Source organism: Pseudomonas sp. NPDC089918 (assembly GCF_050280605.1).
Taxonomy (GTDB): Bacteria; Pseudomonadota; Gammaproteobacteria; order Pseudomonadales; family Pseudomonadaceae; genus Aquipseudomonas.
The window spans coordinates 50,160-74,174 of sequence record NZ_JBNNVP010000010.1 but is presented as its reverse complement, the minus strand read 5'-3'; the positions used below and the strand labels follow the sequence as shown (position 1 = coordinate 74,174).

The following is a 24,015-nucleotide window of genomic DNA, read 5'->3' as shown; positions in this document are numbered from 1 at the left end:
GGGAAACGCACAGCAACGCACAATGGCTGTGCCAATTTCGCACAAGCGCAAACAAACCATGAACCCCAATCAATTGACCGAACAACTTGGCCTGTTTCTCGATGTGCTGGAAAGCGGCAGTTTTTCCGCCGCGTCCCGACGCCATCCCTTGACGCCTTCGGCCGTGGCGCGACGCATCGACAGCCTCGAAAGCGCCGTTGGCAGCCAGTTGTTCATTCGCAGCACCCATGCGGTGCGCGCTACCCCGGCCGGTCTGGCTTTTGCTGAGCGTGCGCGGCGGATCGTCGCTGAACTGCGCCTGGCCCGGGCGGAAGCGGTGTCTCTTAGCAGTGCGCCGGAAGGCTTGATTCGGGTGGATGCGCCGGCAGCGTTCGGACGCCGACACCTGGCGCCGGTGATTGCCGATTTTCTGACGCTTTACCCTGGCCTCGACGTGCAATTGCACCTGATCGACAGCTTTGTCGACATGCAGGGCTCGAATCTGGGCAAGGTCGATCTGGTATTGCGTGCCGGGCAGATGGCCGACACCCGACTGGTGGCGACGCCGCTGGCGAGTATGGTGCGTATCGCCTGCGCCAGCCCCGATTACCTGCAACGCCGTGGCGTGCCCACCGACCCTGCGCAGTTGATCGACCATGATGGCCTCGATTGGGAGGGCCTGGCTCCGCCCTTCGCCTGGCGCTTCGAGCGAGATGGGCAGATGCACTTGCACCGGCCAGCGCGAATCCGCATGAGCGCCAACAATGCCGAGGCGCTGGTGTGCGGCGCACTGGCTGGATTGGGCATCGCGCATTTGCCGACCTGGCTGGCCAGCGAATATTTATTACGCGGCGAACTGCTGCCGCTGTTCTGCGAGAACGGTCTGCCAAAACCGGAAAGCACCGGCATTTATGCGTTGCGCCTGGAACAGCAACCCAGCTCGCGCAGCCGCTTGTTGCTGGAATACCTGAAAACCCGTTTCAGTCCCATCCCGCCATGGGATCTGGCGCTGCAAACCAACCTGGACCGCCACTAGTCCAGAATTATCTGGCGCATTAAAGATTCGCCCGCTAGATTCATGACGATCACTGATCAAGGCTTTAAAATGAACACCGAGCGCAACAACCCGGATAACTGCGACGACCTGCTGCTGGACAATCAGGTCTGCTTCGCCCTGCATTCCACCTCGCTGCTGATGACCAAAGTCTACAAGCCGCTACTACAAGCGCTGGGCCTGACCTATCCGCAGTACCTGGCGATGATGGTGTTGTGGGAAAAGGATGGGTTGACGGTCGGCGAAATCAGCACCCGCCTGCTGACCGATCCCGGCTCCCTCACCCCGCTGCTCAAGCGCCTGGAAGCCGAAGGCCTGCTGAGCCGTACCCGCAGCCGTGAAGACGAGCGAGTAGTGCTTGTCGAACTGACCGAGCAAGGCCATGCACTGCGAGACAAGGCGCGGGGCATTCCCCAGTGCATCCTCGGCGCCAGCGGACAAACGCTGGAACAGTTGAAAAAGCTGCAAGCGGATCTTCAAGCGCTGCGGAGTCATCTGCAAGACAGCCTCTGACCAAATCATCACCGACCCCCCTGTGGGAGCGAGCCTGCTCGCGATAGCCATGTGACATTCAGCATTGATGTTGACTGACACAGTGCTATCGCGAGCAGGCTCGCTCCCACATTTGTTTTCGGGCGTCCTTTCCACGCTCGTTCGCCTTCCTCCTCAAAAAAATTCTCCGCTGAATAAAACCGCCTCGACAGCTCTAACTCAACACTTCTAACCGCATACGTTCAATCGGGATCAAATTTTTTCGAAAATTTATCTTGCACGCTAAATACTTGCGAGCTACATTCATCTCGCACTTACTTAGCGCGCAAACATTTAGCGCAAAACACACAAATCCAAATGAGGCTCACACCATGCAAACTCTCTACACCGCAATCGCAACCTCCACCGGCGGCCGTGACGGTCGTGCGATCTCCAGCGACAACGTCCTCGACGTCAAACTCGCGACCCCGAAAGAACTCGGTGGTGCTGGCGGTGCGGCAACCAACCCTGAACAACTGTTCGCAGCTGGCTACTCCGCCTGCTTCATCGGCGCGCTGAAATTCGTCGCCAGCCAGACCAAACGCAAAATCCCGGACGACGCATCGATCACCGCCCATGTCGGCATCGGCCAGATCCCTGGCGGTTTCGGTCTGGACATCGACCTGCACATCAGCCTGCCGGGCCTTGAACAAGCCGACGCACAAAGCCTGGTAGAAGCAGCACACCAGGTTTGCCCGTACTCCAACGCCACCCGTGGCAACGTCGATGTGCGCCTGCACGTTACCGTCTAACCGCTGACTCCAAGGCCTGACAGGAAATGAACATGAACACTTTCAGCAACGTCTTGACCGGTACTCTTCTCGCCCTGTCCATCAACAGTGCATTCGCAGGCAATGGGGTTGAACACAACACCCAGGCGTTCCTCGATGTACTGAATGCCGGCACCGGCAAACCGATGGAACAGCTCACGCCTGCCGATGCCCGCGCGGTGTTGGTGGGTGCGCAGGCCGGGGTGAAACTGACGCTGCCAAAAGCCGATGTCAGCGAGAAGACCATCCAGGTCGACGGCCAACCGATCAGCCTGACCATCGTTCGGCCGGCCGGGGTCAAAGGCGAGCTGCCGGTGTTCATGTTCTTCCACGGTGGTGGTTGGGTGCTGGGGGACTTCCCGACCCACGAACGACTGGTTCGTGATTTGGTAACGGGTTCGGGCGCGGCGGCGGTGTTCGTCAATTACACCCCGTCGCCGGAGGCGCATTACCCGGTGGCGATCAACCAGGCCTACGCTGCGACGAAGTGGGTGGCCGAGCACGGTAAAGAAATCAACGTCGACGGCAAACGCCTGGCCGTGGCCGGCAACAGTGTCGGTGGCAACATGGCAGCCGTGGTTGCGCTGATGGCCAAAGACAAAGGCACACCGGCGATCAGGTATCAGGTGTTGTTGTGGCCGGTGACTGACGCCAGCTTCGAAACGGCGTCTTACAACCAGTTCGCCGAGGGGCACTTCCTCACCAAAAACATGATGAAGTGGTTCTGGGACAACTACACCACCGATGCCAAGCAACGGAACGAGATATACGCGTCACCGCTGCGGGCGAGTACCGCGCAACTCAAGGGCTTGCCACCCGCGCTGGTGCAGACGGCGAGCGCCGATGTCCTGCGCGATGAGGGTGAAGCCTACGCCCGCAAACTCGATGAGGCTGGTGTGCCGGTCACGGCAGTGCGCTACAACGGCATGATCCATGACTACGGTTTGCTCAATGTGGTGAGCCAGGTGCCCGCGGTGCGTTCGGCGATGTTGCAGGCCTCTGAGGAGCTCAAGCAACACCTGAAATAAAGCAAAAAGATCGCAGCCTCGTTTCACTCGACAGCTCCTACAGGGGGAATACAAAATCCATGTAGGAGCTGTCGAGTGAAACGAGGCTGCGATCTTTTGATCTCGATCTTCGGTCACAAAAAAGCCCGACTCAATGGTCGGGCTTTTTCATTCCTGAGACTGTGCTTATTTAGCACGGCCTTTGTAGGAACCGCCTTCGCGGGTATCGATCTCGATCATGTCGCCGATTTCGATGAAGTCAGCAACCGACAGCTCGGTACCGTTCTTCAGTTTGGCAGGCTTCATCACCTTGCCGGAAGTGTCACCGCGAGCGGAACCTTCGGTGTAGTCAACCTGACGCACGATAGTGGTCGGCAGTTCTACGGAAACCAGACGCTCTTCGAAGAAGATCGCTTCGCAAACATCGGTCATGCCTTCTTCAACGAAAGGCAGAACGGCTTCGATGTCTTCAGCGTTCAGCTCGTACATGGTGTAGTCAGTGGTGTCCATGAACGTGTAGGTGTCGCCGCTGATGAAGGACAGGGTCGCGTCTTTGCGGTCGAGGATTACGTCGTCCAGCTTGTCATCGGCGCTGTAAACGATATCGGTCTTGTAACCGGTCAGCAGGTTTTTCAGCTTGGTCTTCATGATCGCGCTGTTACGACCCGACTTGGTGAATTCAGCTTTCTGAACCAGCCAAGGATCGTTTTCGAGACGGATCACGGTACCGGGTTTCAGTTCTTTACCAGTTTTCATTGCGAATATCCGAATTTGGATGGGATTTACAAAAATCTAGGCCGCGTATCATATCCAATTTAGGTAAAACTGTACCAGCGCTGCGGCAAGATCTGCCTGCAAGGCTTGTTCCAGACACCATGTCTCGGCATGTTTTTCCAGTTCAGGCCAGTGTTTGCGGGTTGATTTCCAGTGATCGGTCATTGTCTCACCTGCATTCCATGCCCGCCATAGACCACTGATCGCCTCGCGGGCAGGCCCGGACAGGCCTTGGGTGTACAGGGTCAGGAAGGCGTCGAGCTTATCCAGATGGATGTCTTCGTCCTGCCGATAGATGTGCCAGAGCAGCGGCCGGCCTGCCCATTGGGCGCGGACGAAGGAGTCTTCGCCACGCACAGCGTTGAAATCGCAGCTCCACAGCAGCAGGTCATATTGATCCTGCCGGACGAACGGCAACACTTGCACGGTCAAGGCGTCACGCACATGCACCGCACCGGCCTTCAACCCATCCACCCCGAGCCAGCGTTCGACATCGCCGAGAATCCGCCCTTCGGGCACCAGCAGATGAGTCGGCGTCAAGTCGCCAGCCATCGCGTCGAGCCAACTGGCCAGCCCGGTATTTTCGTAGGCAAACAGCGAGATCAGTTGTGCATTCGGCGCGCGCTCAATTCCCAAGCCTTGCAGGAATTCTTGCTGAGCTTGCGGACTTTGCTGAAACTGCCGACGCCGCTCCAGCAATCCGCTTTCACGTAACAAGCCGCCGGTGCCCTTGCGAAAGCCCGGGAAGAAAAAGAACTTCTGCACGTTCTTGAACTTCACCGACGGCAAGCCGTGACAGCCGACGACCCAGTCTTCGGCACTCAGGTAATCGAGGTTCATCCACAGCGGCGGTTTTTCCCGTTCCGCCATGGCCTCCATATAGGCACTTGGCAATTGGCAGGCGAATGCGGCTATGACGACATCAGCGGCTTCAGTGGGTTGCCAGTCGGCCGACCACTGTCGCACCTCTACGCCCTGCTGCCACTGCTGCGCAGCGTTGATATCGATCTGCGGACACAAACGCTCGAAGGCTCGCAGGTCGTCGACCCACAAGCGCACCGTCACGGCATGTTCGGCCACCAGTTGTCGGGCCAGGCGCCAGGTCACACCGATGTCGCCGAAGTTGTCGACCACGGTGCAAAAAATATCCCAGCGCCAGCGGTTTTTCACTTGAGGCATTTCAGGCATTCCAGGCTCCCGTTGGCAAAGGCGCCGATTGTCCGCATAAATTACCCCGTGCAGAAGAGCCGACGGCGATTAATCTTCATGCGACAATCGCCACTTGCCCGCGACCACCCGCCAGGAGGCAGTAATGCCCTACCGTCCCAACCCGCGCCGTCCCTTGCCGATCCAGTTTAATGCGCTGCAACTGACCGGCAGTATTGCCCTCGGTTTGTGGCTGGGATTCATCGCGATCGCACTGACTTGCTGGCTCGCCTGGCGCCTGTTGTTCAACGAGCAATTGGCGCCCTTGGCCCAAGCGGTGGAGCAACTGGCAAAGCCACCGGTGATTGAGCAACCCGCCTCGCAGAACCCGATGTTCGAACAGTACGAGGACCATCTGCGCAGGAATGAACAGCAGCAAATGGTGGAACAGGCCAGAAGCAGCAAACACAATCTGTCCAATCCAAAATGCCAGTTCTGGCTGCAGCAAAATCAAACGGCGCCGAGCGAAAAAAGCCGCGCCAACGTCCTGCAATTCTGCGACTGATCAAGAAGCTCTCCATGCACAAGCCGACCGTCCACCAACTGATTATCGACAAGCTGCGGATCGATCTCGACATCGCTGAACGTGCCGCGCAAACCGCTTACGAAACCGCGACCCACGAAGAAAACATAGCCGAAAACAAGTACGACACGCTGGGGCTGGAGGCGTCTTATCTGGCGGCCGGACAGGCCAAGCGAGTGGAAGAAATCAGGCAGTCATTGGCCCTTTGCCAGAACCTGACATTACGGCCTTATGACGATCAGCGCGGCATCGAAGTCGGTGCCCTGCTCGGTCTGGAAGACGAAAAGGGTCGCGAACAATGGCTGTTCCTGGCCCCCGACGCGGCCGGGCTGAAGATCGATCTGGTGGGGCAATTGATTACCGTCATTACCCCTCGCTCGCCGCTGGGCAAAAGCCTGCTGGGCAAGTTCGAAGGGGATGAAGTGGAGATTCTGGTGGCGGGCGCTCGGCAACAGTTTTCTGTCACCGAGGTGATCTAGCGATTAATGCACCGGCAGTTCAACGCCGTCGAACAGCTCTTCCAGTTCCTGTTTGTTGTGGCACTGAATGGCCTTGGCCATGACTTCGCGGGTCAGGTGCGGCGCGAATTTCTCGATGAAGTCGCACATGAAACCACGCAAGAAGGTGCCGCGACGGAAACCGATTTTGGTAATGCTGGATTCGAACAACTCGCTGGCATCGAGCACCACCAGGTCACTATCGAGTTTGGTGTCGACCGCCATTTTCGCCACGATGCCCACGCCCAGGCCCAGACGAACATAAGTCTTGATCACGTCGGCGTCGGCGGCGGTGAACACCACCTTCGGTGTCAGGCCGCGATGACTGAAGGCTTCGTCGAGTTTCGAGCGGCCGGTAAAACCGAACACGTACGTCACGATCGGGTATTCGGCCAGGGCTTCAAGGGTCAGCTTCGACAGCTTGGTCAGCGGGTGGCCTTGAGGCACGACCACGCAGCGGTTCCAGCGGTAGCACGGCATCATCACAAGGTCGCCGAACAACTCCAGCGCTTCGGTCGCGATGGCGAAATCGACGGTGCCGTCAGCGGCCATCTCGGCGATCTGCATCGGCGAACCCTGGTGCATGTGCAGGGCAACGTCCGGGTATTGCTTGATGAAATTGCTGATCACCGGTGGCAACGCATAACGCGCCTGGGTGTGCGTGGTAGCGATCGACAGGGTGCCTTTTTTCTCGTTGGAGAATTCCTGGGCGATCTGCTTGATGCTTTCAACTTTGCGCAGGATTTCGCCGGCGGTGGTGATGATGCGCTCGCCAGCCGGGGTAACCCGGGTCAAGTGCTTGCCGCTGCGGGCGAAAACCTCGACCCCCAATTCGTCTTCCAGCAGACGGATCTGTTTGCTGATGCCCGGTTGCGAGGTGTAGAGGCTTTGGGCTGTAGCTGAAACGTTGAGGTCGTGGTGCGCCACTTCCCAGATGTAGCGCAATTGTTGAAGCTTCATATGAATCCCTCAAAGCAGGTAGACGCCACGGGCATCAGCGACGATATATAACTATATTAATGGTTTGATTAATAAATCTAGAACTTTTTTATCAAAACGCCATTATTCGTGTCCTAGCGATCCCCTTTGCGGCGACGTTCCATCAGCGGCACCAGATAGACCGGCACTCTGGACAGTTGCAACACGCGCGCAGCGGTTCGGCCCAATGGCGTTTCGGCGCCAGCGCCATGACTGTGACTTCCTACGATCAGCAAATCGACGGAGAGTTTCTGCGCCTGCTCGAGAATCACCTGCGACGGATCGCCCTGCAGCACCCGCACTGCCCGAATCCGTTCCAGGTCCTGCTCCCCCTCATCCCCCAGCTCTTCGCGAAAGCTGTCGAGCACCCGCTGCTCGATATTGGCAATCACCGTATTCAGGCCCTGGCTGTGAAACTCGTTCAAGGCCTGCTCATCGAGGTAACTCTGAAGCACCGATTCGGCGAACAACCCCATCGGCTCAACCGCATGCACCACATACAAATCGGCATTGAATGTTCGAGCCAGTGCCAACGCATGCTGCATCACAAAAGGTGCGTACAGACCGAGGTCGGTGGCATACAGCATCGAATGAATCATAGGGACCTCCTTTAATGCCAACATGGCGGAGATTGATTCAGCTTAGCAGTGCGGTGACGAGTGCGGCGTTCGGCGCAACGCATTGAACCGCAGCGCTTTAAATCGACGGCTCGTTACTGATGCCATGCGGCACGTGACCGGTGGCGACCACTTCGCGGGCCAGCTCGCAATGGCCGGCCTGGTCATCGAAAAATACGTCGGCGGCAAAGGCTTCGAGAAAGGCTGATTTGGTCAGCCCTCCAAGGAACAGCGACTCGTCCAGACGGATGTCCCATTCGCGCAAGGTGCGGATCACCCGTTCATGGGCCGGCGCCGAGCGCGCAGTCACCAGTGCGGTGCGGATCGGACAGGCATCGTCGGGGAACTCGCGCTGCAAAAGGTTGAGCGCCGCGAGGAATCCTTTGAACGGCCCGCCGCGCAAAGGCTCGCGGGCGGCCTCACGCTCGCTGGCCTGAAACGCTGCAAGGCCTCCCGATTGATAGACCCGCTCCGACTCATCGGAAAACAGTACCGCGTCACCGTCGAATGCAATGCGCAATTCATCGCTGGCGGCGCGACTGGCACCGCCCGACAGAATAGTCGCTGCCGCGAAACCGGCATCCAGCGCACTGCGCACATCGTCGGAATGGGTCGAAAGAAACAGGTCGCAGCCAAAGGCCTTCAGGTATGGGTAAGGACTGCGCCCGCCGACAAATGCCGCACGCGAAATCGCCAAGCCATAATGATGAATCGAATTGAAAACCCGCAGGCCGGTGTCGGCGCTGTTGCGCGACACCAGGATTACCTCGACCCGGGCACGGCCGAGACTGGCGTTCAGGTTCAGGAGTTTTTCGACTAACGGGAACGCATCGCCGGGCTCGAGAATTTCGTCTTCGTGTTCGATCTGGTATTGCCGATAGGCCTCGACGCCGCTCGACAGATAAACCTTGTGGCTCTCGCTCAAGTCGAACAGTGCTCGCGAAGAAATCGCCAACACCAGTTTGTCGTCTATGCCATTGGCCATGCCCTTCCCTCTCCTTTTGGCCGACTCAGTGATTACGTCGGTCGATAAAACTCAAGCTGCGATACAAGGCTTCAATTCGCGGCAACTCACATCCCGCCGCTTTCGCCGCTGCCAGTGGCCGAGTGTAGATGGCATCCAGTTCCAGCGGTCGCTTGTGCAGGAAGTCGTGGTACATGCTCGGCCAGTAGTCGGGCATTTTCTCGGTCATCATGAACAGATGGTCGGCATATCCGGCCGGCATTTCGTGACCGCAGGCCGTTGCCCCCTGAACCACTTCGGTCATCAGCGCCTTGATCAGCTCCCGGCAGTCGGTATCGGCCATCAACGGCGTAGTGCTTGCCCTGAGCAGAACCGACAGACCGTTGTAAGGGATATTCCAGACCAGTTTTTGCCAACGCGCCTGATGCAGGTTCGGCATGGCCTGGGAATCGATTCCGGCGGCACGGAACAGCCCGGCGCCTTCCTCGACAATCGCCATCCGCGCCTGCTCATCGATTGCCGGGCCGCTGTGGTAGCCGACATTCACCGCGCCGAGCGCCTGATGGGTGATGACGCCAGGTCCCTCGCGATGGACGCAGATAAAACAGAGCCCACCAAGCAGGTGCAGCGAATCGGGGAGCAAGTCGCGCAGGCTGTCTTCGACGTCCAGGCCATTTTGCAACAACAGCACTTTGGCATTCGGAGCGGCAGCTTGAATGATTGTCGGCGCCAAGTCCGCGTTACTGGTGGTTTTCGTGCCCACCAGCAACCAGTCGCAGGGCGGCATATCTTCGGCCGTCGAATAGGCCTGAACCGGGTTCAACGTCAACGTGCTGTGCATCGCACTGTCGAGTTGCAGCCCGTGTTCGGCCACCGCTGAAAATTCACTGCGCAACAGAAAATGCACATCGAAGCCGGCACGCGCCAGCATCAACCCGTAGAAACCGCCGATCGCGCCGGTTCCGATAATACCGATTGTCGGCTTGGCAACTGCCCCTATCATGGTAATTCCTCTGCTATTCGACTCAACGCCAGCCCCACGGCTGCATTGAGCTCGGCGCTGATCAAACGCGACTGTAGTGCCCCAAAGAATTCACCGTCGCGCACTACAAACAGCGCCGGCAAATGAAAGACCCGATAACGCTCGACCACGCCACCATTGTTCCCGGCATCGATCCAGCACAGTCGATCGACCGCCAGATCGAACGTGGGCAATTGCTCACGGGCAAAACGGCAGCTCGCGCAGCCGACGCTGGTAAAGATCACCAGGGAAATACCGTTCATCGCCAACAGCCGTTGGTCGGCGTCGAAATCGGTCAGTTCCGATTCGACCACTATACTGGGAGAAACGATGTCAGATGGCCGACACAGGGAGTCCGTGTTCATGGGACGTTATCTTCCTCATCCTGACGATGTACCCGTCGAATTGACGTTGCTCAAACATGAGTGCATTTCGCGGCAACAGCTGCACACTATCAGCCTCGGCGGCGTGGCTTGCAATTACCACCGCGGATGGCGAAGGGGCACCGCACTTCAAGTACGCATGCCGACCCTGAGCACCACAATCTGTTACCTGGGCTATGTGGCGTGGTGCCTGCGACGAAAACGCAGCTACCTGGTGGGCATCGCTTTTGTCGACGAACAGACCCTGTTCAGCGCGCGAATGGGTGAGCAGGTTTGCCAGATCGAACGTTACTGCCGTCAGCACGAACTCCAAAGCGAACAGGTGAACAACCAGACCCTGGCCCTCGAATGGGTCCAGCTGCACGCCAACGAGTTCTCCCACGACACGGTTCGCAAGGCATTTGCATAGGTAATGCTGGTTTAGGGGGCGTTCTCAGTCAGTTTCCCCGGCGCGGCGGGGAAACTAACCGAGAATGCCCTCTAACCGGTGTCTGCCCATTGTCGAGCCACGGTGTAACGCGCTAAGGTTCAGCTCCCCGACGCGCTTAATTTGCTGTGCTCCGCCGCGCGGGTTCGCTGGCGGCCGGCACCCGTGACCTGACGAGTAAACGATGGCTGATTTACCGATCAACGACCTTAACGTCGCCTCCAACGAGACCCTGATCACTCCCGATCAGCTCAAGCGTGACATCCCTCTGAGCGACGCTGCCCTGCGCACCGTCACCAAGGGCCGCGAAGTCATTCGCAACATTCTTGATGGCACCGACCACCGCCTGTTCGTCGTGATCGGGCCGTGCTCGATCCATGACATCAAGGCTGCCCACGAATACGCCGAGCGTCTGAAAGCGCTCGCGGCGGAAGTGTCCGATACCTTGTATCTGGTCATGCGCGTGTATTTCGAGAAGCCACGCACCACCGTCGGCTGGAAAGGCCTGATCAACGACCCGTACCTGGACGACTCGTTCAAGATTCAGGATGGCTTGCATATCGGGCGTCAGTTGCTGCTGGACCTGGCCGAAATGGGCCTGCCGACCGCAACCGAAGCCCTCGACCCGATCTCCCCGCAATACTTGCAGGACCTGATCAGCTGGTCGGCGATCGGTGCACGCACCACTGAATCCCAGACTCACCGTGAAATGGCTTCCGGCCTGTCCTCGGCTGTCGGCTTCAAGAACGGCACCGATGGCGGCCTCACAGTGGCCATCAACGCCTTGCAATCGGTCTCCAGCCCGCACCGCTTCCTGGGCATCAACCAGGAAGGTGGCGTGTCGATCGTCACCACCAAGGGCAACGCCTACGGTCACGTGGTGTTGCGCGGCGGTAATGGCAAACCGAACTACGATTCGGTCAGCGTCGCGCTCTGCGAGCAAGCGCTGAACAAGGCGAAGATCAAGCCGAACATCATGGTCGATTGCAGCCACGCCAACTCCAACAAGGACCCGGCTCTGCAACCGCTGGTGATGGAGAACGTCGCCAACCAGATCCTCGAAGGCAACCAGTCAATCATCGGCCTGATGGTCGAAAGTCACCTGAACTGGGGCTGCCAGGCGATCCCGAAAGACCTCGCCGACCTGCAATACGGCGTGTCGATCACCGATGCCTGCATCGATTGGACCGCCACCGAAAACACCTTGCGCAGCATGCACGCCAAGCTCAAGGATGTGTTGCCTAAACGCGATCGCAGCTGATCACCGTTTCACGCAAAAAAAAACGCCAGGCTTAAACCTGGCGTTTTTTTATGCGCTCGCTTTATTCACAGCTTGGCGGCATGCCGCGCGTGACGCTCCATGTAGCGCTCCACATAGGAACACGATGGAATGACTGTGTAGCCCATTTCCTCGGCGTATTGCAGTGCCTGCTCGGTCAACGCCGCCGCGATGCCGCGACCACGCAGCGCGTTGGGCACAAAGGTACGATAAATATCCAGGGTCTGTTTCCCCAGATCCATATAGGTCAGGTAGGCACGATAACCGTCCACAGTGGTCTCGAACTGATGACCAGCCTGGTCATGGTGGATGGACAACGCCTCGCTCATCACTACTCCTCGCGGGTCTTTAATTCTGACCCCTACCTTACCGATGTTTTTCCGGCGAAGGAACATCTACGCCACCCTGTGCCTGAATGGACACCGAGAGAGCAACACCAATCTCGCGCAACCGAGCACGTATCAAATAGTAGGCACCATTGGCAGAAATGCTCAAGGGACGCTCGTCATGCTGGCAGGCGGATGTTGCTTGGGTAATGCAGGGGCGGCCTGACCGGAATCTTCCCGAGTCGAGCCTGAACATTGCCGGATATTGCGACTTAAGACGAGCGCCATTTGTTTAAGTCACCTCAACATGGATAAAGATATGAGAGTCGCTGCGCAAAATCCGAACAAAAGTCTGGACGATTCCATCTAGACAGACTTTAGTCGAGACTGAAAAACAGCTGCCGAGGTGGGGAACTTTTCTTTGGCGGCTCGCTCAGCTCGGGCCTCGCAGCTGGATATTTTTTATACAATGCAGTTAAAAGTTGCTCGAAAAAGAATCAACGCCTACAATTTTTTTTGCTTCTTGCTCTACGTCAGTTTACTTACTACAAGTAATGGGTAGTATGTACGCCGGCTATTTCCTCACTCTGAGGAGACAGCTACTTAATAGAAAGTCCTTGAAGGGGAACACGATGAACAACGTTCTGAAATTCTCTGCTCTGGCTCTGGCCGCAGTTCTGGCTACCGGTTGCAGCAGCGTATCGAAAGAAACCGAAGCACGTCTGACTGCTACTGAAGACGCAGCAGCTCGCTCCCAGGCTCGTGCAGACGAAGCTTACCGTAAAGCTGATGAAGCTCTGGCTGCTGCTCAAAAAGCACAACAGACTGCTGACGAAGCTAACGAGCGTGCTCTGCGCATGCTGGAAAAAGCTAGCCGCAAGTAATAGTCCTTCGGGATTGTTATCAAGCCGACCCATTTTTTGGGTCGGCTTTTTTATTGCCCGCTGTTTCTGCAGGCCATAAAAAACCCGCCGACGCGGCCTGCGTCGGCGGGTTGCTTTTAACGCGTTACTGCTGCAGATCGATCGGTGCACTCGATACCATCGGCGCCGACGCATTCGGCACGGCGATTTCCACCGGCAGGCCATCTTCAGCGGCAACCACGTCACGCACCACATCCCAGTTCATGCGCAAGTTGTTAGTGATGTCTTCACGCTTGAGCATCGCGTTGATGACTGCGGTGTGTTTGTCGACCACCGAAGGGTTGCCCTTGTCGTCCAGCGGCGTGTGCGCTTCCAGATAAACCTTGCCGGCGCTGAGGCCGAACTTGTACGGGTCATTGATGATCCGCACCGACGTCCCGACCGGCACCATGCTGGCCATTTCCAGCACGTTGTTGTTGAACATGCGGAAGCAACCGTGGCTGGTGCGCATGCCGATACCGAATTTCTTGTTCGAGCCGTGGATCAGGTAGCCCGGAGTGCCAAGAGTGAACTTGAACGGCCCCAGCGGGTTGTCTGGGCCAGCTGGCACCACATTCGGCAGTGGATCGCCATCAGCGGCGTGCTCGGCCTTGATCGACGCTGGAGGCGTCCAGGTCGGGTTCGGCGTCTTGGCGATGATGCTGGTATGGGCAATCGGCGAGCCCCAGCCTTCACGGCCGATACCCAGCGGGAAGGTGTACACCACGTCCCGGCCTTTCGGGAAATAGTAGAGACGGTATTCAGCCAGGTTGATGACGATACCTTCACGAGGACCCGGCGGCAGGATGAAACGCGTCGGCAAGACGATTTCGGTCCCGGCGCCCGGCAGCCATGGATCGACCCCTGGGTTGGCCGCGACCATTTCCGAGTAGCCCAGATCGTAGGTGGTGCCAAGGTCGGCGAAGGTGTCTTCGTACTTGGCCTTGATCACTTGCACCTGGCCGATGATGTCTTCACCGGCAGGTGGCAGGGGTAGCTCCAATGCTGCTACCGGACCCGCGACACAGAGGGCGGCAAGAGACAGGCAGCGGGTGACGGCGGGAAAGCGCGGCAACATCCGGAAAATCCTTCGCATGATCGACAAGGGTATAAAAACGGGATTGTACACCGCCTCCCGTTATTTCGGGGAGACGTAAAGACCTGTGGTTGGGGGATCTGCGGATGGAGGCTTGCCTGTGGCGAGGGGGCTCTGTGGCGAGGGGGCTTGCCCCCGTTGGGTCGCGCAGCGGCCCTGAGACAGGCGCTGCAGTCTATCAGGCATGTCTCATTCATCCGCTACGACGGCTGCGCCGCCGAACGGGGGCAAGCCCCCTCGCCACAAGAGCCCCCTCACTACAGGGGGGTCCTTACCACAGGCGATCTAAAGCTCGAACCGCAACTCAGGCCAGATCGGTGAGGTGCCGCGTTTTTGCGACTCCAGAATGGCCCGGCACAGCGAGCACAGACGCTGGTCCTGGAACACGGTACGGTCGACGCTCGACCAGCGCGGTTGCGCCGGCAACAGGCTGCCGCACAAGGTTCGGTCCACCGAGCCGCCCAACTCCAACTGACGAGTCACCAGATGCACACGCACTTCCTGGCAGGCGAACAGATCCAGCTGTTCGTCAGGCTCGATCAGTTGGTAGGCAAATAGGGACCAGGCAGGACGCGGCATCGGGGGCTCCAAATCGGGGGCGCCACCTTAGCCGAAACACCGCCGCTAGAAAAGCGTCAAAGCAGCGGTTTCAGTGTCGGCCAGACATTTTCCAGCAACTTGTCCTGAGCCTCCGCAGCCGGGTGCAGGCCGTCGCCTTGCATCAGGTCCGGATGACCGCCCACACCGTCGAGAAAAAACGGCACCAGCGGAATCTTTTTCTCGTTGGCCACCTTGATGAATACCTCGGCAAAGGCCTGGGTGTAACGCACGCCATAATTGGGTGGCAATTGCATGCCCAGCAACAGCACCTTGGCGCCACTGACGCGGGAGCTGTCGATCATCGACGCAAGATTTTGTTGCAATTGTGTTGGCGGCATTCCGCGCAGGCCGTCATTGCCCCCCAACTCGAGGATAACCAGCTCAGGCTTATGCTCTGCAAGCAGCGCCGGCAGGCGCGCCCGGCCTCCGGCGCTGGTGTCGCCACTGATGGATGCATTGACCACCTTATCGTCGAAACCTTCGCGCTTGAGCCGTTGCTCGAGCAACGACACCCACCCCAAGCGGGTATCCAGGCCGAAACCGGCGCTGATACTATCGCCAACGATCAGGACTGTACCCGCCGCTGCGTTCTGGGCCATGCACATCAAGGCCAGGCCAGCACTCAAAAACCACACACGCATCGGATTCTCCATGGGCGCAAGCATTCTCACCGCGAAGAACCTCAGCAAAGTGGTTCCGAGCGCGGAAGGTGAACTGACTATCCTGCACGAACTCAGCCTGGAACTGAACAAGGGCGATAGCCTGGCCATCGTCGGCGCCTCCGGTTCCGGCAAATCCACCCTCCTGGGCCTGCTCGCTGGCCTCGATCTGCCGAGCAGCGGTGAAGTCACCCTCGCCGGGCAAGGCCTGAGCAATCTCGATGAAGACCAACGCGCACGCATCCGCGCCGAGCATGTGGGGTTTGTTTTTCAATCATTCCAGCTGCTCGACAGTCTCAATGCTTTAGAAAACGTCATGCTGCCGCTGGAGCTCGATGGCCGTAAAGACGCCCGCGAGCGCGCCACCGAACTGCTGCAACGGGTCGGTCTGGGCCAACGCCTGACCCACTCACCGCGCCAGCTTTCCGGTGGCGAACAGCAACGCGTAGCGATTGCCCGGGCCTTCGCCGCCGAGCCCGACGTGCTGTTCGCCGATGAGCCCACCGGCAACCTCGACAGCCACACCGGCGAGCGCATCAGCGATTTGCTGTTCGAACTCAACCAGGAAAGCGGCACGACCCTGGTGCTGGTGACCCACGATGAGCGCCTGGCACATCGCTGCCGGCGCCTGATCCGCCTTGAAGCCGGCCTGCTGGTCGCCCCTCTGGAGCCTTGATGGCACGCTTGCCGCTGTTGCGCCTGTTCAGTCTCGCCCTGCGCCAACTATTGCGCGATGCCCGTGCCGGTGAGTTGCGCGTTTTGTTCTTCGCCTTGCTGGTGGCCGTGGCGGCGAGTACCGCTATCGGTTACTTCGGCGCTCGCCTGAACGGCGCCATGATGCTGCGCGCCACCGAGTTTCTCGGTGCCGACCTGGTACTCGAAGGCAGCTCACCGGCGCGACCGGAACAGGTAAGGAGCGGCACAGAGCTGGGCCTTGAACACGCTCAAGTGGTGGAGTTTTCCAGCGTCATCGCCACCGACAACGGCATTCAGCTGTCCAGTATCAAAGCCGCCGATGACGTCTACCCGTTGCGTGGCGAACTGAAAAGCGCCCCCGCGCCCTTCGCGCCGGAAGAACCCGGTGGCGGACCGAAACCCGGCGAAGCCTGGGTCGAAGCGCGACTGCTGACCGCATTGGACTTGAAGATCGGCGACAGCATCGACGTCGGCATGAAAACCCTGACGCTGGCGAGAGTGCTGACCTACGAACCGGATCGCGCCGGCAATTTCTACAGCCTGACGCCACGGGTGCTGATCAACTTCAGCGACCTTGAGGCAACCGGCGTGGTGCAACCCGGCAGCCGGGTCAGTTACCGCGAACTCTGGCGCGGCAACGCCTCGGCGCTGGAAACCTATCGGCAACTGATCAAGCCAGGCCTGGCGGCCAACCAGCGTATCCAGGATGCTCGCGATGGCAATCGGCAGATCGGCGGCGCCCTGGGCAAGGCTGAACGTTATTTGAACATGGCCAGTCTGGTGGCGGTGCTGTTGTCCGGTGTGGCGGTGGCGTTGTCGGCGACACGCTTCGCCACCCGCCGCTTCGATGCCAGCGCATTGCTGCGCTGCCTGGGCCTGTCCCGTCGGGAAACCATGGTGCTGTTCAGTCTGCAGCTAACCGTACTCGGACTGCTTGCCAGCATCAGCGGCGCCCTGCTCGGCTGGCTCGCGCAGCTCGGGCTGTTTGCGCTGCTGCGTGATTTACTGCCGACCGATGTTCCACCGGGTGGCCTGCTGCCGGCCATCGCGGGGATCGGCACCGGGCTGGTGGCGCTGGCCGGTTTCGCCCTGCCACCACTGGCTGCTTTGGGTCGAGTGCCACCGTTGCGCGTGTTGCGTCGCGACATGCTGCCGATTCCGTCCAGCACCTGGATAGTTTATGGCGCGGCATTAGGCGCCCTCGGCCTGATCATGTGGCGCTTGAGCCTGGACCTGTTGCTGACTTTCGCCCTGCTCGGCGGCGGTGTGATCGCGGCACTGGTGCTGGGCGGCTTGCTGTTGCTGCTACTGAAAAGCCTGCGCCGGATGCTGGCGCGCGCCGAATTGCCATGGCGCCTCGGGTTGGGCCAACTGCTGCGCCATCCACTGGCGGCGGCCGGTCAAGCCCTGGCCTTCGGTTTGATTCTGCTGTCCATGGCACTGATCGCTTTGCTGCGTGGCGAGTTGCTCGATACCTGGCAAAACCAGTTGCCGAAAAACGCCCCGAACTATTTCGCCCTGAACATTCTGCCGGCAGACAAACAGGCCTTTACCGATCGACTGATGGAGCTGTCGGCACAATCGGCGCCGCTGTATCCGGTGGTGCCGGGACGGCTGATCAGCATCAATGGCGAACCGGTGCAGGACATCGTCAGCAAGGATTCGGCCGGTGATCGAGCCATTCAACGCGACCTGAGCCTGACTTGGGCGGCCGACCTGCCAGCGGGCAACAAACTCACCGCCGGCAACTGGTGGGACCAACAACCGGCAGATGAAATACCCGGAGTTTCGGTGGAAGGTAAAGTCGCCGAAAGCCTCAAACTCAAGCTCGGCGATCACATGGTGTTTACCGTCGGCGGAGCCAATCGGGAGGCGAAAGTCACCAGCCTGCGGGAGATCAACTGGGACAACTTCCAGCCGAACTTTTTCATGATCTTCCAGCCCGGCACCCTGAAGGACTTGCCGGCGACCTACCTGACCAGTTTCTATCTGGCGCCCGGTCACGATCAGCAGATCGTTGATCTGTCCCGAAGCTTTCCGGCAGTGACCATTCTGCAAGTCGAAGCCTTGCTGGCGCAGCTGCGCAGCATTCTCGGCCAGGTCACCCTGGCAGTAGAATACGTGCTGTTGTTTGTGCTGGCGGCGGGCATGGCGGTGTTGTTCTCCGGTTTGCAGGCAACGCTGGATGAACGCATACGCCAAGGTGCATTGCTGCGAGCGCTAGGCGCCGAGCGACAGTTGCTGGTCAGGGCCCGGCGGATCGAGTTCGGTCTGCTCGGCGCGGTCAGCGGATTGTTGGCGGCACTGGGTTCGGAATTGGTGAGCCTGGTGCTCTACCGTTATGCCTTCGACCTGCCCTGGCATCCGCATCCATGGCTGCTGGTATTGCCGCTGATCGGCGCCGCGTTGATCGGAGGCGCCGGTGTATTTGGTACACGCCGCGCTCTTAACGCCAGCCCCCTGACAGTCTTGCGCGAGGGTTGATAGACTCAAGCTCTCTTTACCACAAGAAGTTGCCATGAGCCGTTATCGCCCTCCCCGTACCGCCGGCACCGCGTTGATCACCCCCGAAGGTGAAGCGCGGATGCGCGCCGAGTTTCATGAGTTGTGGCATGTTCGACGCCCTCAAGTGACACAGTCGGTCAGCGAGGCCGCAGCCCAGGGCGATCGCTCGGAAAACGCGGAGTACACCTACGGCAAAAAAATGTTGCGCGAGATCGACAGTCGCGTGCGTTTTCTCACCAAACGGCTGGAAGCACTGAAGGTCGTCAGCGAGAAGCCCAGCGATCCGAACAAAGTCTATTTTGGCGCCTGGGTCACCATTGAAGATGAAGAAGGCAAAGAGTCGCGCTATCGCATCGTCGGGCCAGATGAACTGGACTTGAAACAAGGGCTGATCAGCATCGACTCGCCGCTGGCACGCGCCCTGATCGGCAAAGCGCTGGACGCCGAAGTTCGAGTGCAAACACCGACTGGCGAACAGTGCGTTTATATTATAGACATCAATTACCCGTAACACCCTACCTACAACATCGAAACAACAAGCTGCAAACACCCCCATCTTCCTACTTGACTTAAAAACAACAAAGAACAACTATCAAGCCGCCAGACAGCCCGACAACTGACAATCTTGTTGGCGGATGCCTGCCTCACTTACTCAGTTAACTTTATTCAAAGGAATGAATAACATGCTTGATCGCTGGATGAACAATACGCTACATATCGGCAACTTGCGTATCGACGAACTTATTCTGCCGGGGTCGCATGACTCAGGCTTTGACAAAAAAGCGCCGAACGCATTTTTTCCTCAAGAGATCACACAAGATGTCAGCCCTCAGGAGCAAGTGGCCGCCGGCGTACGGGTGCTGGACCTAAGGGTAGAGTTCTATAGCAACAAGCCTGTCGGCCGGGCACACCGCTTCCAGATTTTCCACAAGACGTCGTCCGGACGCACGGTCAGCGTCGATATTCTAGACATGGTGAATGACTTCTATGATACGCCTTCAACCAAATCGGCCCGGGCGCGGGAAATTTTCATTCTGGACTTTCACGAGTTCAAGAACTTTACCCCACAGGCTCATCAAGAGTTGCGTGAACTTATCAATAGTAAAATCGGTTACAGATCCATCTCTAAAGATCTGCGCCACTTGACGCTTGACCAACTATGGAATCAACACCCAGGAAAAACGGTCGTCGTTGCTTATAATCATTTCATTCAAAACTCCGACTTCTGGCCCGGAGTGGAACAAAAATGGTCTGGCGACAATGTCATGACCACCCAACAATTGAAAGCCTTTATGGACGAGGTCGCCACGCAATACAAACCTTCTTATGTGCTGCGTTCAATACAATGCGCCAAATACGTTTTACCACTCGTTGTACCCGACGATTTCAGCAACAAAATAGATACTTGGTTTGAATCGACTGACGAAAATAGTTATATCCAGAAGTTCTTCATTATCAATACCGACTGGACAACCCGCAGTCGAATTATCCTGAACTGCTTGCACGCCAATCAATTTCGCGGCAGGCAAAAAAAACACCCACAATGACACGCAGGCCTCTTTCAGCGGCGAGTAATCAGCCCTTGGCGAGCCACGCGAGTCAGCTGCCTGATCACTTCAGGCGCATCCTCGGCGTTGGGTGCCAGAATCACCGCCAGATCGAAACTGTCGTTGGCAAACCGTGCCAGTGACTCGCCGTCGTCGACAAACTGAATCAGGAAGGCAGCAGGCCCACCGGTACGACGTGGCCAGCCATCGAGGTAACGCAAAAGCGTCGGCTGATGTTTACCGCCAAGCAGGATTTTTGGATTGCGCTGGGTGAGGTGTGCCGTGATCGGCGCGGGGCGTATAACGGGGTTTAATGCATTCATTGTGTCGTGTCTCTGCCTCAAAAGTCTGCATGGCAGGTGAGAGGCAACACCGAACCAGCGCTTTAGCGGTATTTCGAAGCCTGTTTCAAGCTTCTATCGGCAACTGAATGAGTTACCTGGCGCCCCGCAAGTAGCTGTTTAAATCGGCGCATGGGCAGCATCCTAGAGAAGCTGACCGGACAGTGTCAAGAATCACCAGCAACAAAAAAGGCCTGCACAGTGCGTCGCACAATGCAGGCCTTTTCGTTGAGCCAGGGCAGTCAGTTGGTGATGGCGCGGTCGACCGACAGCTTGCCTGCACCCTCAATCAGCACCGCGAGGCTGCCACCGAGCAAAGCCAGGGCGAACTCATAACCGTTGTTAGCCATGAACAGACCGTTGCTGATGTGCACTGTGAAAATAGCCACCAGAGAGAGAAAGGTCAGCCCCAGCGCTGCCGGGCGTGCCAGCAGACCGATGATCAACGCCAGACCGCCGAAGAACTCGGTACCACCGGCCAGGATCGCCATCACATTGCCCGGAGCCAATCCAATGCTTTCCATGTACTGCGCAGTGCCGGCAATGCCGTAGCCGCCGAATGCCCCAAAGAGTTTCTGTGAACCATGGGCCGCGAAGATGATGCCGACGAAAATGCGCAGAATCGTCAGACCGTAGCCCGCGCGAGTGAACAGTACCTTGTTGATCAGAGTGCTCATGCTGTGTCATCCATTGTGAGTGTGTGTTGGTTGGCCGCTATATTAATCAGTAAAACTCATGTTAAAAGCGCAAAAAACGCACCATAACAATCAGCTTAGTCGATCATTTGCGCGAGACCACTTTTTGCCCCTGGGGCTCCAACGACTCCCGCTCCCGATCGAACGCCAAGTAATACTTGTTCACGCTATTAACATAGCTGACAGCCCCCATCCCCACCTGCTCCATGGCGATGCGCTCGACCTGGAAAAACCACTGATTAGGATTCAAGCCGCGCCGCCGGGCCTCGGCGCGCATGCCTTGAACCCGCTCCGGTCCCATGTTGTAGGCCGCCAGCACGAACGCCATGCGCTCGCGCTCATTGAGTTTGGGGCTGGCAAAAAACTTGCGGCGGATCATCGCCAGGTACTTGGCGCCGGCCTGCACATTGGCGTCGAGGTTTTGAATATTACTCACGCCAACCCGTTGGGCGGCGGACGGGGTGATTTGCATCAGGCCGGTGGGGCCGCTACCGCTTCTGGCGTTGGGTTGCAGCGCCGACTCCTTGAAGGCCAGCGCTGCCAGGTTCAGCCAGTCCATGCCTTGGGCTTCAGCGTGTTTCTGCAACACCGGGCGAAGTTTTTCCAGGCGCTGCCGATCGGCTTTGGCCAAGGGATAGTGCACTTGATACAGGCGTCGATAGATCCGCAGGAACGCCGCATCCTGGTCCGACGGTTTCTTGTAAGTAGTCAGGAAGCGATCGATGCTCGAACGCAGCATTGAAGCGTCGCGGCGCACAAACCAGTATTCCTCGCCTGGCTCGCTGATAAGGACCTGTCGATCGAAGCGTAATTTGGGCAGGATTTTGCCCCAACGTTCGGCAATCGGTTGCTCGACAATCGTCAGATGAAAAATCCCGCCCTGGACCATTTCCAGCACGTCCTCGACCGCCAGGCTGGGATCGACCCACTCGATCTTCACTGGAGGCAGTTTGTGCAGCGCGAGTTTCTGATTGATCTGGCTGACCGCATCCCCGGCGGCACTGCCGGTGGGCAGCGCGAGGGTTTTGCCCGAGAGTTGTTCGAGACGGGTGTAACGTCGTTCGCCTTTAATCCCCACCAGCAGCAACGGCACGTTACTGGCAATCGGCTGACTGGTACTGACGGCGAGGCTCGGTTGCGGGTCGAGTAATTCTCCCGGCGCAACCAGATCACCCTCCCCGCGCTGCAACGCGCCGAGCAGTTGATCCTTGGCTTTGGGAATGATCTTGAGGGTGATTTCCTGGCCATCGCGGGCATGGCCATTGAGGTATTGTTCGAAAGCGCGCAGGCGGTGGTATTCGACGCCGATGGCCTGGCCCTGGACTTCACCGGAGCTGTTGCGGCTCTGGTTGACCAACACCCGCAACACGCGACTGCTGCGAATCTCCGCCAGGTCGCGGACCTTGGCCGCCGGCACGGCTTGCAACGGCCCGGCCAGACGCGCAACCGCCGGCATGGGCAGCAGCAACGAACAACACAGCAGTAACAAAACCGAGGGACGAGTCATCCACTCTCCGGAAAGAATACTGGTCGACTTCATGGGTGATTTCATGACGTCGAGCGACAGAAACAGAGCGCCTGAAGCGCTGGTAAAGTGCGTGAGAGTGGCACAGTGATGGCAAATCTACCAATCCGACCTGTCTCGCGGCCTCAACAGACAGCTTTAACTCGTTGTAGTTCTTGGTTTTTCTTATAAATCCACAGCTCTGATATGCTTTCCGGCCTTTGGTCCGAGGTAGCACCATGCAACTCATCGATATCGGCGTCAACCTGACCAACCCCAGTTTCGCCGACAAACACCAGGCTGTACTCGACCGTGCCTATGCTGCCGGAGTCTGCCAATTGGTGCTCACCGGGACCAGCGTCGAGGGCAGTGAACAGGCTCTGGAGCTGTGCCAGCAACTGGACGAAAGCGCTCAGCGGCTGTTCGCTACGGCCGGTATTCACCCGCACTCGGCCTGCGACTGGAACGCCGACAGCGCTAAGCGCCTGCGCAGTTTGCTCAAGGAGCCGAACGTGGTGGCCGTGGGTGAATGCGGCCTCGATTTCAATCGTGATTTCTCGCCCCGCCCGCAGCAGGAAAAGGTCCTCGAAAAACATCTGGAGATGGCGGTCGAGCTGCAATTGCCGGTGTTCCTGCACGAGCGCGATGCCAGCCAACGATTGCTGGAGATCCTGCGTGATTACCGCGACCAGTTGCCGGCCGCCGTGGTGCACTGCTTCACCGGTGAAAAGAAGGCGCTGTTCAACTACCTCGATCTGGATCTGCACATCGGCATCACTGGCTGGATTTGTGACGAGCGCCGGGGCACGCACCTGCATCCACTGGTCAAAGAGATTAAACGCGGGCGCTTGATGCTGGAGAGCGATGCGCCGTATCTGCTGCCCCGCAGTTTGCGCCCCAAGCCGAAGAATGGCCGCAACGAGCCGGCGTATCTGACTGAAGTGTTGCGTGAGGTGGCGTTGCATCGCGGGGAAAGCCAGGAAGACCTGGCAAACCACACCACAGCATGCGCACGGGCATTCTACGGGTTGCCTTCGATCCCCCAATAACCACAATTCCCTGTGGGAGCGAGCCTGCTCGCGATGGTGGCACCTGCAGCATTCATGTTGCTGACAGACCGCTATCGCGAGCAGG

At 58.3% G+C, this 24,015-nt stretch carries 28 protein-coding genes; 14 read left to right on the top strand and 14 right to left on the bottom strand.

Going from position 1 to position 24,015, the window contains the following annotated elements; translation table 11 throughout:
- The first annotated feature begins 58 nt into the window (after positions 1 to 58).
- The 4 genes from ACQKPC_RS09855 to ACQKPC_RS09840 all read left to right on the top strand — a co-directional run bounded on the left by ACQKPC_RS09855 (position 59) and on the right by ACQKPC_RS09840 (position 3,362).
- Complete coding sequence (locus ACQKPC_RS09855; protein ID WP_427624378.1) at positions 59 to 1,015, top strand: LysR family transcriptional regulator; 957 nt, start codon at positions 59 to 61, stop codon at positions 1,013 to 1,015.
- A 69-nt stretch (positions 1,016 to 1,084) separates the two neighbouring features.
- Positions 1,085 to 1,546 (top strand): MarR family winged helix-turn-helix transcriptional regulator, encoded by a 462-nt coding sequence (locus ACQKPC_RS09850; protein ID WP_427624297.1) that lies wholly within the window; start codon positions 1,085 to 1,087, stop codon positions 1,544 to 1,546.
- 350 nt (positions 1,547 to 1,896) lie between these two features.
- The gene (locus ACQKPC_RS09845; RefSeq protein ID WP_008009416.1) at positions 1,897 to 2,316 is read left to right on the top strand and encodes an organic hydroperoxide resistance protein; all 420 of its coding nucleotides are present in this window, start codon (positions 1,897 to 1,899) and stop codon (positions 2,314 to 2,316) included.
- 32 nt (positions 2,317 to 2,348) lie between these two features.
- Positions 2,349 to 3,362, top strand: coding sequence for an alpha/beta hydrolase fold domain-containing protein (locus tag ACQKPC_RS09840; RefSeq protein WP_427624295.1), 1,014 nt, complete (start codon positions 2,349 to 2,351; stop codon positions 3,360 to 3,362).
- Positions 3,363 to 3,527: 165 nt separating this feature from the next.
- Here the strand turns inward: ACQKPC_RS09840 and ACQKPC_RS09835 are convergent, their stop codons facing one another.
- Positions 3,528 to 4,097 carry an elongation factor P gene (locus ACQKPC_RS09835; protein WP_427624293.1) on the bottom strand — a complete coding sequence of 190 codons (570 nt, stop codon included), beginning with the start codon at positions 4,095 to 4,097 and terminating at the stop codon, positions 3,528 to 3,530.
- A gap of 48 nt (positions 4,098 to 4,145) precedes the next feature.
- Positions 4,146 to 5,303, bottom strand: a complete 1,158-nt coding sequence (earP, locus tag ACQKPC_RS09830) for an elongation factor P maturation arginine rhamnosyltransferase EarP (RefSeq protein WP_427624292.1) — start codon at positions 5,301 to 5,303, stop codon at positions 4,146 to 4,148.
- 124 nt (positions 5,304 to 5,427) lie between these two features.
- Between earP and ACQKPC_RS09825 the strand changes: the two genes are divergently transcribed.
- A complete protein-coding gene (locus ACQKPC_RS09825; RefSeq protein ID WP_008075695.1) occupies positions 5,428 to 5,826 on the top strand; it encodes a hypothetical protein in 399 nt (132 codons plus the stop codon).
- A gap of 14 nt (positions 5,827 to 5,840) precedes the next feature.
- The gene (locus ACQKPC_RS09820; RefSeq protein ID WP_427624290.1) at positions 5,841 to 6,323 is read left to right on the top strand and encodes a GreA/GreB family elongation factor; all 483 of its coding nucleotides are present in this window, start codon (positions 5,841 to 5,843) and stop codon (positions 6,321 to 6,323) included.
- A gap of 3 nt (positions 6,324 to 6,326) precedes the next feature.
- On the opposite strand, the gene cysB is transcribed toward ACQKPC_RS09820, so the two are convergent.
- The 5 genes from cysB to ACQKPC_RS09795 form a co-directional block, all read right to left on the bottom strand.
- Entirely contained in the window at positions 6,327 to 7,301 is a 975-nt protein-coding gene (gene cysB / locus ACQKPC_RS09815; protein WP_007899921.1) for an HTH-type transcriptional regulator CysB, read from the bottom strand.
- Positions 7,302 to 7,414: 113 nt separating this feature from the next.
- A complete protein-coding gene (locus ACQKPC_RS09810; protein WP_008075701.1) occupies positions 7,415 to 7,918 on the bottom strand; it encodes a universal stress protein in 504 nt (167 codons plus the stop codon).
- A 97-nt stretch (positions 7,919 to 8,015) separates the two neighbouring features.
- Positions 8,016 to 8,921, bottom strand: a complete 906-nt coding sequence (locus tag ACQKPC_RS09805; RefSeq protein WP_008075703.1) for a 5'-nucleotidase — start codon at positions 8,919 to 8,921, stop codon at positions 8,016 to 8,018.
- Positions 8,922 to 8,946: 25 nt separating this feature from the next.
- Entirely contained in the window at positions 8,947 to 9,903 is a 957-nt protein-coding gene (locus tag ACQKPC_RS09800) for a putative 2-dehydropantoate 2-reductase (RefSeq protein ID WP_427624289.1), read from the bottom strand.
- Positions 9,900 to 10,286, bottom strand: a complete 387-nt coding sequence (locus tag ACQKPC_RS09795; RefSeq protein ID WP_008075707.1) for a thioredoxin family protein — start codon at positions 10,284 to 10,286, stop codon at positions 9,900 to 9,902. The genes ACQKPC_RS09800 and ACQKPC_RS09795 overlap by 4 nt, the downstream gene beginning before the upstream one ends.
- On the opposite strand from ACQKPC_RS09795, the gene ACQKPC_RS09790 reads away from it, so the two are divergent.
- Together ACQKPC_RS09790 and ACQKPC_RS09785 are read left to right on the top strand one after the other, a co-directional pair.
- A complete protein-coding gene (locus tag ACQKPC_RS09790) occupies positions 10,285 to 10,713 on the top strand; it encodes a PilZ domain-containing protein (RefSeq protein ID WP_192344076.1) in 429 nt (142 codons plus the stop codon). The two genes, ACQKPC_RS09795 and ACQKPC_RS09790, sit on opposite strands and share 2 nt — an antisense overlap.
- 202 nt (positions 10,714 to 10,915) lie before the next feature.
- Positions 10,916 to 11,992 (top strand): 3-deoxy-7-phosphoheptulonate synthase, encoded by a 1,077-nt coding sequence (locus ACQKPC_RS09785; RefSeq protein ID WP_007899930.1) that lies wholly within the window; start codon positions 10,916 to 10,918, stop codon positions 11,990 to 11,992.
- Between the two features lie 65 nt (positions 11,993 to 12,057).
- Here ACQKPC_RS09785 and ACQKPC_RS09780 read toward each other — a convergent pair whose 3' ends face one another.
- Positions 12,058 to 12,339, bottom strand: a complete 282-nt coding sequence (locus tag ACQKPC_RS09780; protein WP_007899932.1) for a GNAT family N-acetyltransferase — start codon at positions 12,337 to 12,339, stop codon at positions 12,058 to 12,060.
- Between the two features lie 629 nt (positions 12,340 to 12,968).
- Between ACQKPC_RS09780 and oprI the strand changes: the two genes are divergently transcribed.
- Positions 12,969 to 13,220, top strand: coding sequence for an outer membrane lipoprotei OprI (gene oprI / locus ACQKPC_RS09775; RefSeq protein ID WP_003172710.1), 252 nt, complete (start codon positions 12,969 to 12,971; stop codon positions 13,218 to 13,220).
- A gap of 124 nt (positions 13,221 to 13,344) precedes the next feature.
- On the opposite strand, the gene ACQKPC_RS09770 is transcribed toward oprI, so the two are convergent.
- The 3 genes from ACQKPC_RS09770 to ACQKPC_RS09760 form a co-directional block, all read right to left on the bottom strand.
- A complete protein-coding gene (locus tag ACQKPC_RS09770) occupies positions 13,345 to 14,316 on the bottom strand; it encodes a L,D-transpeptidase family protein (protein ID WP_427624287.1) in 972 nt (323 codons plus the stop codon).
- A gap of 303 nt (positions 14,317 to 14,619) precedes the next feature.
- Entirely contained in the window at positions 14,620 to 14,913 is a 294-nt protein-coding gene (locus tag ACQKPC_RS09765) for a hypothetical protein (RefSeq protein WP_008075246.1), read from the bottom strand.
- A 56-nt stretch (positions 14,914 to 14,969) separates the two neighbouring features.
- Positions 14,970 to 15,575, bottom strand: coding sequence for an arylesterase (locus ACQKPC_RS09760; RefSeq protein WP_427624286.1), 606 nt, complete (start codon positions 15,573 to 15,575; stop codon positions 14,970 to 14,972).
- Between the two features lie 10 nt (positions 15,576 to 15,585).
- Between ACQKPC_RS09760 and ACQKPC_RS09755 the strand changes: the two genes are divergently transcribed.
- The 4 genes from ACQKPC_RS09755 (at position 15,586) to ACQKPC_RS09740 (ending at position 20,341) form a co-directional block, all read left to right on the top strand.
- Positions 15,586 to 16,269, top strand: coding sequence for an ABC transporter ATP-binding protein (locus tag ACQKPC_RS09755; RefSeq protein WP_007899869.1), 684 nt, complete (start codon positions 15,586 to 15,588; stop codon positions 16,267 to 16,269).
- On the top strand, positions 16,269 to 18,773 hold the full coding sequence (locus tag ACQKPC_RS09750; RefSeq protein WP_427624285.1) for an ABC transporter permease: 2,505 nt from the start codon (positions 16,269 to 16,271) through the stop codon (positions 18,771 to 18,773). Before ACQKPC_RS09755 ends, ACQKPC_RS09750 begins: the two co-directional genes overlap by 1 nt.
- A 34-nt stretch (positions 18,774 to 18,807) precedes the next feature.
- Positions 18,808 to 19,305: a transcription elongation factor GreB gene (gene greB / locus ACQKPC_RS09745; RefSeq protein WP_123501220.1), complete on the top strand. Its 498-nt coding sequence runs from the start codon at positions 18,808 to 18,810 to the stop codon at positions 19,303 to 19,305.
- Positions 19,306 to 19,477: 172 nt separating this feature from the next.
- On the top strand, positions 19,478 to 20,341 hold the full coding sequence (locus ACQKPC_RS09740) for a hypothetical protein (protein ID WP_427624284.1): 864 nt from the start codon (positions 19,478 to 19,480) through the stop codon (positions 20,339 to 20,341).
- 14 nt (positions 20,342 to 20,355) lie between these two features.
- Here ACQKPC_RS09740 and ACQKPC_RS09735 read toward each other — a convergent pair whose 3' ends face one another.
- The 3 genes from ACQKPC_RS09735 to ACQKPC_RS09725 all read right to left on the bottom strand — a co-directional run bounded on the left by ACQKPC_RS09735 (position 20,356) and on the right by ACQKPC_RS09725 (position 22,884).
- Positions 20,356 to 20,664, bottom strand: a complete 309-nt coding sequence (locus ACQKPC_RS09735) for a class I SAM-dependent methyltransferase (protein ID WP_123723182.1) — start codon at positions 20,662 to 20,664, stop codon at positions 20,356 to 20,358.
- Positions 20,665 to 20,924: 260 nt separating this feature from the next.
- Positions 20,925 to 21,359: a DoxX family protein gene (locus ACQKPC_RS09730; protein WP_063341098.1), complete on the bottom strand. Its 435-nt coding sequence runs from the start codon at positions 21,357 to 21,359 to the stop codon at positions 20,925 to 20,927.
- Between the two features lie 103 nt (positions 21,360 to 21,462).
- The gene (locus ACQKPC_RS09725; protein WP_427624377.1) at positions 21,463 to 22,884 is read right to left on the bottom strand and encodes a transglycosylase SLT domain-containing protein; all 1,422 of its coding nucleotides are present in this window, start codon (positions 22,882 to 22,884) and stop codon (positions 21,463 to 21,465) included.
- Positions 22,885 to 23,120: 236 nt separating this feature from the next.
- Here ACQKPC_RS09725 and ACQKPC_RS09720 point away from each other — a divergent pair, with 236 nt between their 5' ends.
- Entirely contained in the window at positions 23,121 to 23,930 is an 810-nt protein-coding gene (locus ACQKPC_RS09720; protein ID WP_427624283.1) for a TatD family hydrolase, read from the top strand.
- Positions 23,931 to 24,015 lie beyond the last annotated feature (85 nt).